This is a genomic window from Gluconobacter albidus, assembly GCF_002005485.1.
In the GTDB taxonomy this organism is placed as follows: Bacteria; Pseudomonadota; Alphaproteobacteria; order Acetobacterales; family Acetobacteraceae; genus Gluconobacter; species Gluconobacter albidus.
Map to the genome: position 1 here is coordinate 1617027 of NZ_CP014689.1, position 17796 is coordinate 1634822.

Below are 17796 nucleotides of genomic sequence, written 5' to 3' on the forward strand. Positions count from 1 at the left end.
CCTTGTCCGCTCCCCAGACTTCCCTCACCGACGAAGAACGGCAGGAACGCTTCCGTCAGGCCACCATCGCCACCCTGCGCGCCATGGGTGGCGCCCCGGAACAGGGCGTGGATTTTCAGGGTGCCGTCAGCGGAAACCGCAAGGCAGCACCAGAAGCCGGAAACGTGGAGCTTCCCTATCTGTCGCGCCATATGCACGACTGGGAAATCCGCAAGATCCGGGGGGCTGCGGACGCCGCTGCACTGCGGATGCGGTATCATGCGGACAGAAACGCAAACGCACCAGCTGAACCTGTAGCCCGGCAGGCTTTCGATGCGCTGGAACAGGCGCGTTGTGAAGTTTACGGCTCCCGCCACATGGCGGGTGTCCGCGCCAATCTGGAGCAGAAACTCGCCCAGCATTGCGCCGAAATCGGCTGCAACCGCATGAAAACCCGCGAAGACATGCCAGCCCCCGTGGCGCTGGATCTTCTCGCGCGTGAAGCCATGAGTGGCCATTCGATGCCGGTTCAGGCCGGACCCGCGCTCGATGAATGGCGCGCGACCCTGACGCCTGCGGCAAAGGCCGCTCTTGCCGACATGGCACGCACCCAGAGCGACCAGACAGCCTTCGCCCGCGCCACAACCCGCTTCCTCGGAGCGTGCCAACTCACGACCGTCCCTGATGAAGACGAGGAGCAGACCGCACCGTCCGATCTGCCCTCCGATGAAGAGGAGACAACCGAGAGCGATGCTCCGGAAACCGAAGGGCAGGATCAGCAGGCTCCCGCCGCGACGGAAGAAGAAGACGGCTACCAGCCCGAAAGTGGCGAAACCGGCCTTTCTGGAGAAAGCGAGGCTACGGACGCCGCTGAAATGTCGGAAGATGGCACGGAAGAAGCTGCTGGTCCTTCGGAGCAGCAGGCAGACACAGGTCCGTCCGAAGCGCCAAACACCTACAAGGCGTACACCACGGATTTCGACGAGGAAGTGAATGCGTCCGATCTGTGCGATCCGGATGAGCTGGACCGCCTGCGCCAGAAGCTCGATCAGCAGATGTCCCAGCTTCATGGGCTTGTGTCGCGCCTCGCACACCGACTGCAACGCCGCCTCATGGCGCAGCAGCAGCGCCGGTGGGAGTTCGAGCAGGAAGAGGGCATTCTCGACGCCGGGCGCCTTTCGCGCGTCGTGACGAATCCGACCCTCCCGCTATCGTGCAAGCATGAATGCGAGACCGAGTTCCGCGATACGGTTGTCACCCTCCTGATCGACAATTCAGGCTCCATGCGTGGCCGCCCTATCGGAACGGCAGCCATCTGCGGCGATATTCTGGCCCGGACGCTCGAACGCTGCGGCGTGAAGGTCGAGGTTCTTGGCTTCACCACACGGCAGTGGAAAGGCGGACAGAGCCGTGAACGCTGGCTCAAGAGCGGTCGTACGGCCCAGCCGGGACGTCTGAATGATCTGCGCCACATCATCTACAAGGACGCGGACACGCCTCTGCGGCGGGCCCGGCGCAATCTGGGCCTCATGCTGCGTGACGGGCTGCTGAAGGAAAACATTGATGGCGAGGCCCTGCTCTGGGCCTGGAAGCGCCTGCGCCGCCGTTCGGAGCACCGCCATATCCTGATGGTGATTTCAGATGGCGCGCCGGTTGATGACAGTACGTTCTCGGCCAACCCGCACAACTATCTGGAAGACCATCTCAGACAGGTGATTGCCCGGATCGAAGCGGACCGTGGCACGGAGCTTCTGGCCATCGGCATCGGGCACGACGTGACGCGCTATTACCGCAACAGCGTCACCATCAGCTCCGCCGAGGACCTCGGCGGGACCATGATGGCACAGCTCAGCGCGCTGTTTGCGCCTTCAACCGGTCGTCGCGCAGCGCGATAACGGCGTCCAGCATCCGGTCGGTATGGGCGGTCGTGGTCCGGTGATTGACGATTGCCGCCCGGACCGCCAGCCGACCGTTGATCCTTGTCGTGGACGGCGCAGCGATCCCGCTTTCATGCAGATCCTGCACCAGTTCCGAGACTTCAACATCTTCCAGACCGTCGAGGCCGAAACAGACGATATTCAGCGTCACGGGTGCCAGTAAAGCCAACCCTTCGGTCCGTTCTACGCGCCGCGCCAGATCAGCCGCGACATCGCAGCATGTCTCGACCATGTCTCCCATACGCTCGGACCCGTAATGGCCCAGCGTCATCCAGACCTTGAGTGCCCGAAACCCACGCGACAGATCCGGGCCAAAATCGCAGAACCATGGGGCTCCTGCGGCAAGCCCGCGCTCTTCACGCACGAGATAATCGAGGGACTGCGCAAAAGCCGCAGCATGCTTATGGCTGTCGCGCACCAACACGCAGCCGGCGTCGTAAGGAACCTGCGCCCATTTATGGAAGTCGAACGCCAGACTATCCGCTTTTTCGATTCCGGAAAGCTGCTCTTTGAAACGGGGCGAGAGACAGGCCAGCGCTCCAAAGGCTGCATCCACATGGAACCAGATCCCCGCTTCATGAGCGACAGCCTCGATCGCAACGAGATCATCAATCGCCCCGCAATCAACCGTGCCCGCCGTACCCGCAACCATGAACGGCACAAAGCCCGCTTTCCGGTCCGCTGCGATCATGTCGGACAAGGCCCCGACGTCCATGCGATGATCGGCCAGAACCGGCACCCGACGAAGCGCCTCGCTCCCAAGCCCCGCCAGATCAAACGCCCGCGGCAGGCATCCGTGCGCGGTCGTTGCAGCATAGCCGACAAGCCCGCGACCGCCGATCCCGTTTTTGCGGATCGCAAGGTCCTGCGCGCGGCTCGCCGTAATGACGCTGATGAAATTGGCCATGGACGACCCCGTCACCAGACAACCCGATCCGTCCTGAGGCATTCCGACCATCTGCAGGGCCCAGCGGATCACTTCACGCTCGACTTCGATCGGCGCGTGGTCCCGCCCACCACAGTTGGCGTTCAGCCCCCGGCCAGCATCTCGGCGAGCATGCCGACCGGCGTTCCCGCACCATGTACCCATCCCATGAAACCGGGATGGGTATTCCCCACGCCGTAAGGCACGACAAGTTCCTGATAGCGGGCGTACAGAGCGTCGAGAGGATGTCCTTTTTCCGGCAGGCCTTCTTTCAGACCCTGCCGGGCAGCAGCAGGCATAGGCCGCCAGACAGGGCCCTCGCCCATATGCTCCATGCGGTCAAAAACTTCATCCAGCATCCGATGCCCGATCTCACGGATACCGCGCCAGTCCGTGGGGTCCAGTCCGGCCATGAAAAATATCCCTTCACCTGAAATCCGTCAGGTGTCTGCGATACAGGGCCTCACACAGGATGTCACGTCAGAGAGACAGGTTCAGAACAGCGCCGAATACAGGGAAGAACTGCTGTCCGAACTGTCACTCGTGAAAAGGGAAAGGATGCTGGTTGTGGAGCCGTTTCCTCCGTAAAGGGTCAGCATACTTGCGGGGGTCGTGGTCTTTGTTGGGTGGATCTGCAACAGCGCCAGATACTGCTGGGCGAACTGCTGGATTCCCTTGGTCGTACTGAGCTTGGACAGATCGAGTTTGGAGCCGAGCAGACGAACCTGCTGATCGTAATCCAGCGCACCGAACTGGGTCGTATCAAAGCCGGACACGACTTCCGCCACTTTCAGGAGTTTCGGATCAGCCATCACGTTTTCAAGCGTCATGTCCGTTTTGGCAGTCCGGGTAAAATAGAGCGCATCCCCCAGACCCGGCGTTTCCGTTTGCAGACTGTCTTCATAACTGTTGGTCAGGTAGCTCTGGGTGATACTCTGGATGGTATCGGCAGACGCCAGCGGAGAGGTCGACCAGTCGGAAAATGCTTTTGCAAACGCTTTCCAGGACGAGTTGCCGCTGGTCTGAGCCAGGGATTTCGCCGATGTCGGGTCCTGCGTCATCAGCTTCGTCAGAACGGCTGTCTCGCCAATGGCCGAGGACATTCCATAGGCGCCCAGAACGACCTTGAGGGCCTTGTAATTTTTCAGAAGCTGCTGCGGGGTCTTGATCGAAGACGCATCACTCTGGAACGCTGCAACCGCCTGCTGGGTCGAGACGCTTGTTTTTTCCCACTTGTTCGCTGAAGACTCTTCATTCTTGATAATGGAGACATACTGCGGAATGGCGGGCATGGCGGAAATGGAGGACGACACGCGCATTTCTCCGAAAGAGGAGGAGGTGCCATCATTTTACCGCTTCATTCCCTAATACGGTCTTAACGCTTCTTTCTCCTCTCCACAGTCCGGAACCCTCTCATGTCCCTGCGCCTTACCCTGCTCGCCGCGACGGCCGCACTCCTGACACCTGTCATGGCCAGTGCGTCCACACCCGGCGGCCTTCCCGCTTCGTGCGTGACCTATGAACTGGGAGGCACCCAGACCACTGCACATGGCCTGACGGCGAAGACCCTTCATGCGACACTCACCGGAACGGACATCACGCTCGACATCCATGGTGTGACCCTCTCCGACCCTTCCGGCCACGTCGAGACTGCAACTCTGCAGCGGTTCAATGCCGTTGCGGCCTACGCCGCGCTCAGCGCCTTTCGCGGCGGCATCAGTCCCGCCTGCAAGGACCAGAGCCTGACGATCAACAGCAGCGACATCCGCGGCGGCACTCCGCAGGCCACCTGGACGAATGTGACCCTCGCCCGCCCCGGTCACGACATGACGATCCGCAAGGCGTCGATCCAGGCGGTCCAGACAACGCCGGACCTGCGTCTGAAGGTTGAGGGCAGCGGCATCCACGACACCAAGCAGCCGCTCATGCCTACGCAGCTTTCGGCAGACCTAACGATTCAGGGCCTCGACACCGCCCGCCAGCAGATCACGATCAACGCCCTGCATGCCGTCACGGGCAGCAGCGCCATCGACGGCAAGGGCACCATCGAGCCCGGCGCAACGGCATCCACCTCGGCTGCGGACCTGCATATCGGCGTGACCAACGTTGATACCCTGATCGGCCAGATCCGTGACACGGCCCCCAAGAAAGTCGTGGCCGCGCTCACGATTGCCCGCCTGATGGGCCGTCAGAGCGGTGATGCGACCCTGTGGGATGTCGGACTGAGCGGCGGCGTCGTGACCGTCAACCGCATCCCGCTGCCGTTCTCAGTCCCCTGATGTCTGGACCTCAAGCTTGCGGATCATTTTGCATAGGACGGTCGTGACCTTCTTGGCGTAGCCAATACGCGTCGCATTCGTCATTTCACGGATGACCGCAAGCTTGTGATCGGGGCGGATCTTTACGCCCGATTCCTTCTTGCGCGTTACCCAGTCTATCAGCGCGGCGGGGTTGCCGAACCGGTTGCGGCGGAACTGGATCACCATGCCCTTCGGCCCGGTTTCCAGACGCTCTACTCCGGCCTCGCGACACAGGCGCTTGATCAGGACCACATCGAGCAGATTTCCCACTTCCGGCGGAAGCGATCCGAAACGGTCCACCAGTTCCGCGCGCATCGCCTCGACCTCGGCCTCGTTCGTCAGCGACGCAATCCGGCGATACAGCCCCAGACGCACCGGCAGGTCCGGCACATAGGTTTCGGGGATCAGCACCGGCAGGCCCAGAATGATGGTCGGGGTCCAGCTGTCCTCTTCCTCCAGACGCTTGCCGCGCTCGCGACGCATGTCGATTACGGCGTCTTCCAGCATCTGCTGGTAGAGTTCGATCCCGACTTCCTTGATATGCCCGGACTGCTCATCCCCCAGCAGGTTGCCCGCGCCGCGCAGATCCAGATCGTGAGAGGCCAGCGTGAAGCCCGCCCCAAGCGAGTCCAGCGTCTGCATGACCTCAAGCCGTTTTTCAGACGAAGCAGACAGCGGACGGGTCTGCGGCCAGGTAAGGTAGGCGTAACCACGCTGCTTGCCACGGCCCACGCGTCCGCGAAGCTGGTAGAGCTGCCCCAGACCGAACATGTCCGCACGGTGGATGATGATCGTATTCACGCTGGGCATGTCCAGCCCGCTTTCCACAATATTGGTGGAGAGCAGGATGTCGTATTTCCCGTCCGCGAACTCCGTCATGACACGTTCGAGTTCGGTCGGCGTCAGGCGACCATGTGCCTGAACGGTCTTGGCGTCCGGCACGATTTCCGCCAGACGCTCGGCCATCCGGTCCATATCCGCCAAACGCGGCACGACACAGAAGACCTGACCGCCGCGGAAGCGTTCGCGCTGGATCGCCTCGCGGATCATGACGCTGTCAAACGGCGTGATGAATGTGCGGACCGCCAGACGGTCCGTCGGCGGCGTCGCGATCAGACTCATTTCCCGCACGCCGGACAGCGAAAGCTGAAGCGTTCTTGGCAGCGGCGTGGCGGAGAGCGTCAGGACATGCACGTCCTCCCGCAGCGCTTTGAGGCGTTCCTTGTGAGAGACGCCGAAATGCTGTTCTTCGTCGATGATCAGCAGGCCCAGACGCTCGAATGCCACGGTCTTGGCCAGCAGCGCATGGGTGCCGACAACGATATCCACCGTGCCGTTCGCCATGCCCTCGCGCACCTTCGTGGCTTCCTTGGGCGTTACAAGACGCGAAAGCTGCACCACATTGACGGGAAAGCCCTCGAAACGTGCCGTAAAGCTCCGGAAATGCTGGCGGGCAAGCAGCGTCGTCGGCACCACGACCGCAACCTGCATTCCCGAAAGGGCGGCCACGAACGCCGCCCGCAGGGCGACTTCCGTCTTGCCGAAACCCACATCGCCGCAGACCAGCCGATCCATCGGCCGCCCGGCGCTCATGTCTTCCAGAACGTCGGCAATCGCGCGGGACTGATCCTCCGTTTCCACGAACGGGAAGCGCGCGCAGAACTCGTCCCACAGCCCCTCGGCGGGCGCGAGCATTGGCGCATCCTTCATGGCTCGGGCTGCTGCCGTCTTGATCAGCTCGCCCGCCATGACGCGGATGCGGGATTTCATCTTGGCTTTGCGGGCCTGCCAAGCAGTTCCGCTCAGCTTGTCGAGCTGAACCCCGGCCTGCTCGGAACCAAAACGGCTGAGAAGTTCGATATTCTCGACGGGCAGAAGCAGGCGCTGCTCCCCATCATACAGGATCGACAGATAGTCATGCGCGACCCGGCCTTCGACGACCGTCTCCAGCCCGACATACCGCCCGATCCCGTAATCGGAATGCACGACCAGATCGCCTTCCGCAATCTCGCCGACCTGCGAGATGAACTGCTCTCCACGCTTGCGGCGGCGCGGCGGACGCGAAATCCGCTCGCCCAGAAGGTCCTGTTCGGAGACGAAGCACAGACGGTCCGAGACGAACCCGCGCTCCAGCCCCAGCGTCAGCAGTCCGGTCGTGCCTTTCGGCATTCCCGCCGCATCTGGCCAGTCGTCATAGGACGTGACCGTAACGCCATGTTCCGCCAGCAGATGGGAAATCCGCTCCCGCGAGCCCCGGCTCCAGGCCGTAACATAAGTCCGTCGTCCGGCTTCGGCCCAGGTTTTCACCTGCTGCCCAAAAGCCTCGAACATCCCTGCCCGGCTTCCATCCTTTGCCCGTGCAAAGAGCGGGCCAGGCCGATAGCCTGCATCCACGCCCTGTGCCGTATCCGGCATGGCGAACGCATTGAGGATGACAGAGGGCACATCCGCCAGCATCGATTCCCAGCCGTGCGTATCCAGATAGAGCCGGTGTGGCGGCAGCGGACGGTACGGGATTTCCCCTTCACGCGTCGGAACACGCCGGGCCTGATAATGATCGGTGATCATATCCAGCCGGGCCTTGAGGATCTCCGGCGCGTGTTGATCGAAGCTGACCGCCCCGCTCGGCAGATAATCCAGCAGCGTTTCCATCTGGTGCCCGTCACCGTCATGGAACAGCGGCAGGTAATGCTCCAGCCCCGGATACCGCCGACCGTCCGAGACGTTCTCGTAAATCGTATCGGATGTCGCCGCCGGGCCGAACGAATCGCGCCAGCCGGTGCGGAAGCGACTGATGCTGTCGGGGCCCAGCGAGAATTCGGACACCGGGCGAAGTTCGAAGCGTTTCAGCGTTTCGGTTGAGCGCTGCGTTCCGACGTCGAACGCACGGATGTTCTCGACTTCATCCCCGAACAGATCCAGCCGGATCGGATCGCTTTCCCCGGCCGGGAACAGATCGAAAATGCCACCCCGTGTCGCGAACTCACCCGCTTCCATGACTGTATCGGTCCGGGTGTAGCCATTGGCCACCAGCAGTTCGATAAGCATCGCCTGATCGAGGCTCTCGCCCGTTTTCACGCTGATGGACTGCCCTCGGAACGCCGAGCGTGGAGGCACGCGCTGGATCAGGCTGTGCACGGTCGTCAGGACAATGCGACGTGCCTTGGTGGGCTCTAGCAGACGACACAGTGTCCCGGCCCGTTCGGCAATCAGAACCGGATTGGGCGAAACGCGGTCATAGGGCAGACAGTCCCAGGCCGGGAGGCGCAGGACTTCCACTTCCGGCACCAGCCAGGCCAGCATGTCGGCCAGCGCGGCCACGGCAGCGTCATCGCGCGCAACATGCAGCAGTGGTCCGTCATGCTCGGCAAGGCGCTGACGGAGAAGAAAGGCCACACTGCCATCAGGCACGCCCCAGACAGTCGGCCCGAAAGACCTATCGAAGGACGTTGTGGACATTTCACGGGTCATGGTTTCGTTTTGTTCCATCCTGCTCATGCCCTATACCTTCCGTTCCATCGCCTGTCAGCCCGAGGAGCACGGGAAGCGCCCGTTGTCACGATGCCGTCCGAACAGTTCCCGTCCCCTTCCGATCCCAACTCCGAAACGGAGCATGCGCTCGCACCGCTTTTTGCGCCGCTGACAAGCCTGCCCGGAATTGGGCCGCGGCATGCCAGCCTGCTGGAAAAGATCGCAGGTGGCCGAAAGGTGCTGGACCTGCTGTTCACCCTGCCCGAACGGGTGGTTGACCGGCGCATTCTGCGCACAGTTGCGGACGGACACAATCTCGCCCCCGGCGAAATCCTGACGGCCCATGTCCGGGTGCTGGCCCTGCGCAAGGCCGGACGCCCTGGACAGCCTTCCATCATCCGCACCGAAGACGATACCGGAACGCTCGATCTGGTCTTTTTCCAGACACGCAACATGCCCAGCCCGACCGTGGGCGCCGAACTTCTGGTCTCTGGCAAAACCGGCAGCTTTCAGGGCGAGCTGACGGTGCCGCAGCCCGATCATGTCGTGAGCTGGGCCAAACGCGACAGCTTCCCCTCGCTCGAACCCGTCTGGCCACTCACCGCCGGGCTTTTCCCCTATACGGTCCGCAAGGCCATGCGCGCTGCACTGGGCCTTTTGCCCGACCTGCCGGAATGGCTGGACCCGGCCCTTGTTACCCAGCGGAAATGGCCGTCCTTCACCCAGGCCCTGCGCCTGATGCAATCGCCTGAGATCATTCCACCGGACATCGCGTGGGAGCCTGTCCGCAACCGCGCCCTGTCCCGCCTTGCAGCGGATGAACTGCTGGCCGATCAGCTTTGCTTCGGGCTCGCGCGTCTCAAGGCCCGCGAGAGGCACGGGCGCAGCTTTCCCGGCACCGGTGCACTTCAGGCCGAAATGCTCCAGCGCTTCGGACATAAACCAACTCACGCCCAGACCATGGCCATTGCGGAAATTGCCGCCGACCTCTCTGCGTCGACGCCCATGATGCGGCTGCTTCAGGGGGATGTCGGCGCAGGCAAGACGTTCGTGGCCATGAACGCCATGCTTCAGACCGTCGAGTCCGGCGCGCAGGCCGCGCTAATGGCTCCCACCGAGATCCTTGCCCGCCAGCATTTTGAAACGCTCTCCCGTCTCTGCCCGACGGAGTGCGCCTATCTGAGCGGCACGATCAAAGGCGCGGCCCGGCGAAAGGTGCTCGCAGCCATTGCAGATGGCACGGCAAAAATCATCGTCGGGACGCATGCACTGTTTCAGGATGGGGTGACTTTTCACGATCTCGGCCTCGCCGTCATCGACGAACAGCACCGATTCGGTGTCCGGCAGCGCATGAACCTGAGTGCCAAGGGCGAAGCAACCGACATCCTTGTCATGACCGCAACGCCCATTCCCCGCACGCTTCAGCTCATGGAATGGGGCGAGATGAGTGTCAGCCGTCTGGACTCGAAGCCCCCCGGCCGCCAGCCGATCCGCACGACCCTGCACAGCATGGACTCGCTCGACAGCGTTCTTGCAGGCATCAGCCGGGCGATACGCGACGGAGTTCAGGTTTTCTGGGTCTGCCCGCTCATCGAAAACAGCGAAACGCAGGCCGCGGCTGCCGCGGAAGAGCGCTGGGCCTCACTGGAGCAGCGCTTTGAGGGGCTTGTGGGTCTCGCGCACGGCAAACAGGACATTACCGTTCGTCAGGAGGCGCTGGATACGTTCCGTCTGGGCAAAACGCGGCTTCTTGTCGCCACGACCGTCATCGAGGTCGGCGTGGACATCCCCGCTGCATCCGTCATGGTGATCGAACAGGCCGAACGGTTCGGACTGGCCCAGCTTCACCAGCTTCGCGGTCGCGTCGGACGCGGCTCGAAACAGTCCTTTTGTCTTCTGCTGCATGACAGGACTGCCACACCCACCGCCGTGCGACGTCTGAGCCTGCTGCGCGACACGAATGACGGTTTTCTGATTGCTGACGAAGACTACCGGATCCGTGGAGGGGGAGACATTGCGGGAGACCGTCAGTCCGGTCTTCCCGGTTTCCGTCTGGCGCAGGGCGCTCGCCTTGCCCTGCTGCTGGCCGCCATGCAGCAGGACAGCGAGCGCGAAATCGTCCGCAACCCTCAACTTAAAGGCGTCCGTGGCCATGCACTCAGGCTTCTGCTCGAAATATTCGACCGGAATGATCCCGAAAGGCTTCTGATTTCCGGTTAGACAGAAAAATTCGCACCGATATAATACTGTGAATTTATCAGTAATGCGCTTAACCGAGTTTTATGGAGTCTTCGAATGACAGGCAGTCCGGCCAGAGACGTTCAGGAGAAGACTCCTCACGAATACTCCGCCCCCTCTCCGGACAGCCGATCGCTGCTCTTTCGTCTGCTTCTGGCCGCAACTGGCGGGTCGGCTGTCGCATTGCTGGAAATCCCGGCAAACGGAATACCCTCCATCCTCCAGTCCGCAGGATCGCTTCCGGTCGCCCTGTACAAGCGGGACGCGGGGGAGATGATCTTCGCAGCCGAGCAGAAACGGAATGGCAAAGCCTTTTTTTCATGTCCCTTCTTCAAAGACTGGTCGCTCATCGGCCGTCCGATCGCCAGCAGATCAGATGACGGCCGCTCCGGACAGTTTCTCGTAGCTCTCCGCCTGAACGGCAGCAGCTTCCTGCCGACGGCCGAAGACTCCCTTCAGGACGTGGCAAGGCAAATTGCGGGCGAAGCGATGGAAGAGACCGGAAAATCTTCGCTTCCCGACCGCGAGGAAAGCCTGCTCGTTCTGCAGCAGTTCATTGAAAGAACCGGAAAGCTCACGCGCCGGGCGGTTTTCAGCCTCATTCATCTCAATCTCGATCACCTCTCGCTAATTAACGAACGTTATGGATGGGACACAGCTGACCTGATCCTTGCGGAAATGATCCGGCGCCTGAAATCCGTTCTGCCCGAGGGAGCTTTCCTCAGCTCGATCGGAGGCGGACATTTCATGGTTCTCACCCCGCCTGGCACAACGGCCGTCACGACCCGTACCCTGGTCAACGCCATCCTCCAGATTTCCAGCACCCCTGTTCCTCTGGACATGGGAGCGGTCCCTTTCTCGATTTCCGCCGGCTGGAGCGTCTATCCGCAGGATGCCGAAGATGCGAACCAGCTGATCCTCGCTGCGCGGGCTGCCCTGACCGAAGCAAACCGCAACGGTGGCGGCCATGAGCGGCGCGCGACTGCAGAACTCACCAACGCCTACACCATCACATCCAATCTTGAGCAGGATCTCCTCAAAGCCGTTGAGGACGACGCGCTCTTCCTCAAGTGGATGCCCATCGTTGATACGGAATCCCAGAAAATTGTCGGGCATGAAGCCCTGCTGCGCTGGATGCGCCCCGGACATGGCGAAGTCGCGCCCAACCTCTTCATCCGTTACGCCGAAGAGGCCGGCATGATCGAGGCCCTCGACAGCTGGAGCCTGCGGAGCGCCTGTCTGGCTGCCCTGCGCTGGCCTGCTCCGCTGCGGGTCTGCGTGAATGTTTCTCCGGTCTGGCTGGTCAATGAGCGCCTTGCCCCTCTTGTCGATACGATCCTGACCGAGACCGGCCTCCCTCCCGGCCGTCTGCAGATCGAGCTGTCCGAATGTCGGCCCTTTGGCCCGTCCGACATTGCATTTCGCGAACTCTCCCGCGTTCGTGCCCTGGGCGTCCGTCTCGCCATCGACGATTTTGGAGCAGGTTATTCTTCGCTGGAGCGCCTCCGGATTTATCCACTGGATCAGATCAAGCTTGATCGCGCCTTTGTTCAGTATCTGGGCGAAGACATACGCGCCGACGAAGTAATGTACGCCATCCTGTCGCTGGCACGGTCCCTGAACATTACCTGCTGCGCAAAGGGTGTTGAAACCGAACACCAGATGGCCCTGCTGGACGCCAATGGCTGCGAGGAAGTCCAGGGCTACCTTCTGGGCGCACCGGTCCGTGACAGCCACACACCCCATCTCGCCCTGACATAAAAAAAGCCGCCTTCACTATAGAAGGCGGCTTTTTCAGATCGTCCGTCGGCTCAGATCAGAACTTTACGGAAAGCTTGAGCGATCCGTAGTTGAACAGGCCGGCCTTTTGCGTCTGGAACTGTGCTGTTTGCCAGTTCTGGCTGTAGGACAGGCGTACACCATGCCACATCACCGCGACACCGGCATGAACCTCACCCACATCCCAGACCTTGCTCACATGCGGCGCATTCGGTCGGACCGTGCTGCCCTGAAGCGTCACGTCATAGCCCACGGCCTGCCCCTCAACGCCACCATAGAAATACCAGGCAAAAGGACGAGTCGCACGGAACGCATCCGTTCCATCCAGCCCTGGTCCGATTGTCGCATTGCCGAAATCGCTGTCGAGCCCCTGACCGATGCGGAATGTCGTGGCCACGTCGGCATAGGTCCGGTAATCACCCGCGGCGCCCGAGATGGCGGGCAGCACGTCAGCATGAATGCCATAGACATTCAGAACCGGCAGACGCCAGATCCGCCCGGCCTGAACCTGGAAGATCGGCTGATTCGCAAGCTGGTGGCCCCAGCCCGTGCTCGGCGTATCGCTGATGGCCTTGTGGAACCCGTTCTGCACCTGGCGCCCGAGTCCTGCCGGACCAAGCATGCCAAACTGGATCCCCATCACGGTCCGGGAACGATCGGTGTCGTTGATGAGGTTGACCGTTCCCAGCAGCAGGCCCGCGTAAGGCCGGTCGCCCTGCGGCGGATTGTCAGCCTGCGTGTCGCGTGGGGTATCAATGATCTGCTGCAGACCGATGCTGATGCGCTGGACGCCTTCCCCCATCAGGATGCGGTTCAGCTTCGCAATCGGACGCGGCAGATTGTCGGTTCCAGACGTCCAGTTGATCCGCAGACCAGACGTATAGTACTGATCCGACGTCCCTTTCAGTGTGGAGATGGCATCATTCTCACCCTGAACAGTCCAGGTTCCGTAAGGATCCTGCAACGGTGTCGCCATGGCGGATGAAGACAGCGCCAACACGGCAGTGGCTCCAATAGAAAAAGTCAGTCTGCTTCGCATGGACACCTCTGTTACGCGCGGGATCGGGAACCATCAAATACTGGAAAACGTGTGTATGTCATTTCCCCGACCGAAATCAAAGTGTCGGCGGCGCACTTCATAATCTTAAAATCAGCGCGAGTTATGTTTCAGCCTGATATTCCCTGTGGCAGAGAAGGAAAAAACCGTGCTACAGCTTATTTCAGGGGAAAAGCAGCATCGTTTTTTTCCAAATTTTTGAAATTACGTCACGGCAGGGTCCGCCCTATCATGACACCCCAGTCTCGGGATTAGACCGTTGAGAAACAACAGAACCGACCGCAGCAGCTTCAACTCACCTCGCCGCGGCGGGTTTGACGACACATACTCGTCCCAGCCGTCCTATGGCGACCGTGGAGGCTTTGGTGGTGGAAATGGTGGCGGTGGTGGCGGCTACGGCGCACCTCGTCGCAGCAACAGCTTCGTCGCAGCTTCAGGCCCGGAAATCAGCTCCCGCGTGAAGTGGTTCAACACCGAAAAGGGTTTCGGTTTCGTTGAACTGTCCGACGGTTCGGGCGACATCTTCCTGCACGCCAACGCGCTCACCAATGCTGGCGTCAGCGCCGTGAACCCGGGTGCAACCGTCGTGGTCCGCATCGGCCAGGGTCCGAAGGGCCGTCAGGTCGCTGAAGTTCTCTCCGTTGACGAGAGCACGGCAGAAGCACCGCGTCCGCGCGCTGCTTTCGGCGACCAGCCCCGTTTCGGTGGTTCGGCTCGTCCGGGCCGTCCGGCTCCGGACCTTTCCCGCGCTGAAGAAATGCGTGGCACGGTCAAGTGGTACAACGCCACGAAGGGCTTCGGCTTCATTACGCCGGAATCCGGCGGCAAGGACATCTTCGTCCACGCTTCCGCTCTCGAGCGCTCCGGCCTGCCGACACTTGACGAAGGCCAGACGATCAACGTCAAGGTTGTTCAGGGCCAGAAGGGTCCGGAAGCTGCTGAAATCAGCGCTGACTGAACGACCCGGACTTCGGTCTGAGTAATAAAAAACCGCTGCCAGCTTATGCTGCAGCGGTTTTTTTATGCCCGGAATTGCGGACATTGTCTCAAGCCATAAAAAAGGCCGGATCTGATCCGGCCTTTCAGGTTCTCACCCATAATCTTTACCACTACTGCGGACCAGCCTGGCTTTGTCCCGTTTCCAGTCCCGCTCCGCAATAGCGTGCCGTTTGTCTTCCTTGCGACGCCCCTGACCCAGACCAAGCGTCACTTTTGCCATTCCACGATCGTTAAAGTGGATATCAAGCGGCACCAGACTGGCGCCTGCACGACTGACCGAATCCAGAAAATGCACGATCTGTTTACGATGCATCAGGAGCTTTCGTGGCGCCCGAGGCTCGAAACGCGAGAGGACACCGCCCTGATATTCGGGAATATAGGAATTGAAGAGCCAGATTTCGCCATCACGCTCAGCCGCATAAGCTTCCGTGATTGTCGCCCGTCCAAGACGCAGGCTTTTGACTTCTGGCCCCTTCAGGACAATCCCGGCTTCCGTCGTTTCCAGAATCGTATAATCAAACCGCCCTTTGCGGTTCTGGGCGGCAATGCCATGAGAAATCATGCCGCTCTTGGTTTTCTTTCCCGCCATGCCTGCACTCAGTCCAGAAGCTCAAGGGCACGCAGGGCATCATCAACAGCCCGCCGAGTCGCTTCCTGGGGCTCTGCCAGAGGAAGACGCAGCGTCGCGCCACACAGACTGAGCCGCGACATCGCGTACTTGACCGGCCCAGGATTACTTTCCATGAACATCGCATCATGCAGCGGGGTCAGATGGTCCTGAATGGCGATCGCATCCTCAATCCGCCCTTCCTGCCAGGCCAGATGCATATCAGCGCACAGATGCGGCACGACATTGGACGTCACGCCAATACATCCGTCGCCGCCCGCCGCCAGAAACGACAGAACGGTATTGTCATCACCGGCAAGCTGGTTGAAAGGTTTGTCCACCGCCCGACGCACCGCGATCGGCCGTGCCATATTGGCCGTTGCATCCTTCGTACCGACGATATTGGGGTGTTTCCCCAGACGCGCCATGGTCGCCACCGAAATGTCGACAACGGAGCGGCCCGGAATGCAGTACAGGAAGATCGGGAGCGGCGTCGCATCTGCAATCGTCATGAAGTGGCGATACAGCCCTTCCTGAGATGGCTTGTTGTAATACGGCACGACGACCAGCAGACTGTCTGCCCCGACAGAATGGGCATGCTTCGCCATAAGAACAGCTTCAGAGGTACTGTTCGAGCCAGCCCCCGCCATGACACGCACCCGGCCATTTGCCGTCTCGACACAGTGTGCGACAACACGGCCGTGTTCTTCATGCGACAGCGTGGGGCTTTCACCTGTCGTTCCGGCAGGGATCAGTGCCGTAGTGCCGGCGTCGATCTGACGCTCGATCAGCTTTGTCGAAGCGTCGAAATCAATCCGCCCGTCCGTATGCATCGGGGTCACCAGAGCCGTCAGAGACCCCTGATACATGCTCGTGTCAGCCATTGTTCCGTCTTCTGTCATGGGTTCCTGTCCTGCCGTCACGCGGCGTGGCGTGAGAGGCTGCTTGGGTAAACACCCAGAATTCTGAGATCATCGCTGACCTGCTCCAGTTCCGCGAGCGCGCTGGCCAGAGCCGCCTGTTCGGGATGTCCTTCGACATCCATCAGAAACTGCGTCGCCGTGAACGAGCCGTCCAGCATGTAACTTTCGATCCGCGTCATGTTGATACCATGCCGGGAAAATCCACCCAATGCCGCATAGAGCGCACCCGGACAGTTTCCGACCCTCATCAACAAAGTCGTCAGAACATCTGTGCGTTCGGGCGAAGGAATGCAAGGCTTGCGGGAGACACGATAAAAGCGCGTCGTGTTGTGAGAGGCATCTTCCACATTGCTTCGCAGCACCGTCAACCCGTTCAGTTCAGCCGCGAGAGAGGAGGCAATGGCCGCATCTGCTTTCCGTCCCCACTGCGAGACCATCTCAGCCGCGCCTGCCGTATCGAACTGCACCACCGGTTCCACGCCAAGCTCGCTGATGAGCTTGCGCACCTGCCCCAGAGCCACCGGGTGCGTGTGAATTCGCCGAATATCCCCGATCTCTGCTCCCGGCACCCCCAAAAGACAGTGCTCCACGCGCTGGAAATATTCTCCGACGATATGAAGCCCTGCGTCAGGCAGCAGGGAATGAATGTCCGGAACCCGCCCGGCGAGCGTATTCTCACAGGCCAGCAGCGCTTCATCGGCCCGGCCATCATGCACGGCATCAATCGCGTCAGCAAAGGTCGGGCACGGCAGCGTCGTCCAGCCCGGACGCGCCTGACGGCAGGCCAGATCGGAATAGGCACCCGGACGGCCCTGAAATGCAATGACGGGCATCAGACCAATCCTCTCACATGCTCAAGATCAGCAGGCGTATCCACGCCCTGGGGGGCATGGTCAATCCTTGCACACCCAATTGCCATCCCAGCCTGTAGGGCACGAAGCTGCTCAAGGCTCTCCCGGCGCTCCAGAGCGGAAGGCGCGAGCGTCACGAAACGCTCAAGCGCAGCCCGGCGCCAGGCGTATACGCCCACATGATGCCAGTGGAGTCCAACACCCCATGGAATGGGCAGGCGCGAGAAATACAGCGCCCGCGCTACTTCCGCCTCCTTAAAATCACACGCAATCTTGACGACCTGTGGGGCGTCGCGTTCGGCATCGCTTGTGACAGGAGCAGCCAGTGTTCCGATGTCGAAGGCCGGATCTTCCAGCGGCTTGAGAACAGCGACCAGACTGGAAGGCGCAATCAGAGGCAGATCGCCCTGAAGATTGATGACCACATCATGAGCTCCATCAGGATCCACTTCCGCCAGAGCTGCGTGGACACGGTCCGAGCCGCTCGCCAGCTCCGAATCGGTCAGTACGCCCTTTACGTCAGGTATCCCTCTGATGGCCTCCAGAATTTCTTCGTCTCCCGCGGCCACGACCACCGGACCGATCTGCGCTGCCAGAGCCTGACGCACGACCCGGACAATCATGGGAACCCCCCCAATATCAGCGAGGGGCTTGCGCGGCAGACGGGTCGAAGCAAGTCTGGAGGGAATAACGATGATCGGATGCATGGTTCCCCTGATGCCGCCCGCCA

The 17796-nt window shown here is 61.1% G+C and carries 12 protein-coding genes and 1 pseudogene; 5 read left to right on the forward strand and 8 right to left on the reverse strand.

Going from position 1 to position 17796, the window contains the following annotated elements:
* The first annotated feature begins 2 nt into the window (after positions 1 to 2).
* A complete protein-coding gene (locus tag A0U94_RS07320; RefSeq protein WP_062109547.1) occupies positions 3 to 1874 on the forward strand; it encodes a cobaltochelatase CobT-related protein in 1872 nt (623 codons plus the stop codon).
* On the opposite strand, the pseudogene A0U94_RS07325 reads toward A0U94_RS07320, so the two are convergent.
* Positions 1828 to 3254, reverse strand: a pseudogene (locus A0U94_RS07325) (pyridoxal phosphate-dependent decarboxylase family protein). The gene A0U94_RS07320 and the pseudogene A0U94_RS07325 sit on opposite strands and share 47 nt — an antisense overlap.
* Positions 3255 to 3335: 81 nt before the next feature.
* Positions 3336 to 4154, reverse strand: a complete 819-nt coding sequence (locus A0U94_RS07330) for a DUF1217 domain-containing protein (protein ID WP_062031581.1) — start codon at positions 4152 to 4154, stop codon at positions 3336 to 3338.
* Positions 4155 to 4256: 102 nt separating this feature from the next.
* Between A0U94_RS07330 and A0U94_RS07335 the strand changes: the two genes are divergently transcribed.
* Positions 4257 to 5120 carry a DUF2125 domain-containing protein gene (locus A0U94_RS07335; protein ID WP_077802968.1) on the forward strand — a complete coding sequence of 288 codons (864 nt, stop codon included), beginning with the start codon at positions 4257 to 4259 and terminating at the stop codon, positions 5118 to 5120.
* Here the strand turns inward: A0U94_RS07335 and mfd are convergent.
* On the reverse strand, positions 5109 to 8630 hold the full coding sequence (gene mfd, locus A0U94_RS07340) for a transcription-repair coupling factor (protein WP_077803894.1): 3522 nt from the start codon (positions 8628 to 8630) through the stop codon (positions 5109 to 5111). The genes A0U94_RS07335 and mfd overlap by 12 nt on opposite strands.
* A gap of 72 nt (positions 8631 to 8702) precedes the next feature.
* On the opposite strand from mfd, the gene recG reads away from it, so the two are divergent.
* On the forward strand, positions 8703 to 10832 hold the full coding sequence (gene recG / locus A0U94_RS07345; protein ID WP_077802969.1) for an ATP-dependent DNA helicase RecG: 2130 nt from the start codon (positions 8703 to 8705) through the stop codon (positions 10830 to 10832).
* Between the two features lie 75 nt (positions 10833 to 10907).
* Positions 10908 to 12611: a putative bifunctional diguanylate cyclase/phosphodiesterase gene (locus tag A0U94_RS07350; protein WP_062031512.1), complete on the forward strand. Its 1704-nt coding sequence runs from the start codon at positions 10908 to 10910 to the stop codon at positions 12609 to 12611.
* Between the two features lie 55 nt (positions 12612 to 12666).
* Here A0U94_RS07350 and A0U94_RS07355 read toward each other — a convergent pair whose 3' ends face one another.
* Positions 12667 to 13668 carry a lipid A deacylase LpxR family protein gene (locus A0U94_RS07355; RefSeq protein WP_062031516.1) on the reverse strand — a complete coding sequence of 334 codons (1002 nt, stop codon included), beginning with the start codon at positions 13666 to 13668 and terminating at the stop codon, positions 12667 to 12669.
* A 277-nt stretch (positions 13669 to 13945) separates the two neighbouring features.
* Between A0U94_RS07355 and A0U94_RS16250 the strand changes: the two genes are divergently transcribed.
* Positions 13946 to 14644, forward strand: a complete 699-nt coding sequence (locus tag A0U94_RS16250; RefSeq protein ID WP_062031519.1) for a cold-shock protein — start codon at positions 13946 to 13948, stop codon at positions 14642 to 14644.
* Between the two features lie 132 nt (positions 14645 to 14776).
* Here A0U94_RS16250 and smpB read toward each other — a convergent pair whose 3' ends face one another.
* From smpB to A0U94_RS07380, 4 genes are read right to left on the reverse strand one after another with little or no spacing between them, the layout of a single operon-like run.
* Positions 14777 to 15274, reverse strand: coding sequence for an SsrA-binding protein SmpB (gene smpB, locus A0U94_RS07365; protein WP_062031523.1), 498 nt, complete (start codon positions 15272 to 15274; stop codon positions 14777 to 14779).
* An 8-nt stretch (positions 15275 to 15282) separates the two neighbouring features.
* On the reverse strand, positions 15283 to 16194 hold the full coding sequence (dapA, locus tag A0U94_RS07370; protein ID WP_077802970.1) for a 4-hydroxy-tetrahydrodipicolinate synthase: 912 nt from the start codon (positions 16192 to 16194) through the stop codon (positions 15283 to 15285).
* 17 nt (positions 16195 to 16211) lie between these two features.
* Positions 16212 to 17048, reverse strand: coding sequence for a prephenate dehydratase (locus tag A0U94_RS07375; protein WP_077802971.1), 837 nt, complete (start codon positions 17046 to 17048; stop codon positions 16212 to 16214).
* Positions 17048 to 17773: a 3-deoxy-manno-octulosonate cytidylyltransferase gene (locus tag A0U94_RS07380; protein WP_208611699.1), complete on the reverse strand. Its 726-nt coding sequence runs from the start codon at positions 17771 to 17773 to the stop codon at positions 17048 to 17050. The genes A0U94_RS07375 and A0U94_RS07380 overlap by 1 nt, the downstream gene beginning before the upstream one ends.
* Positions 17774 to 17796 lie beyond the last annotated feature (23 nt).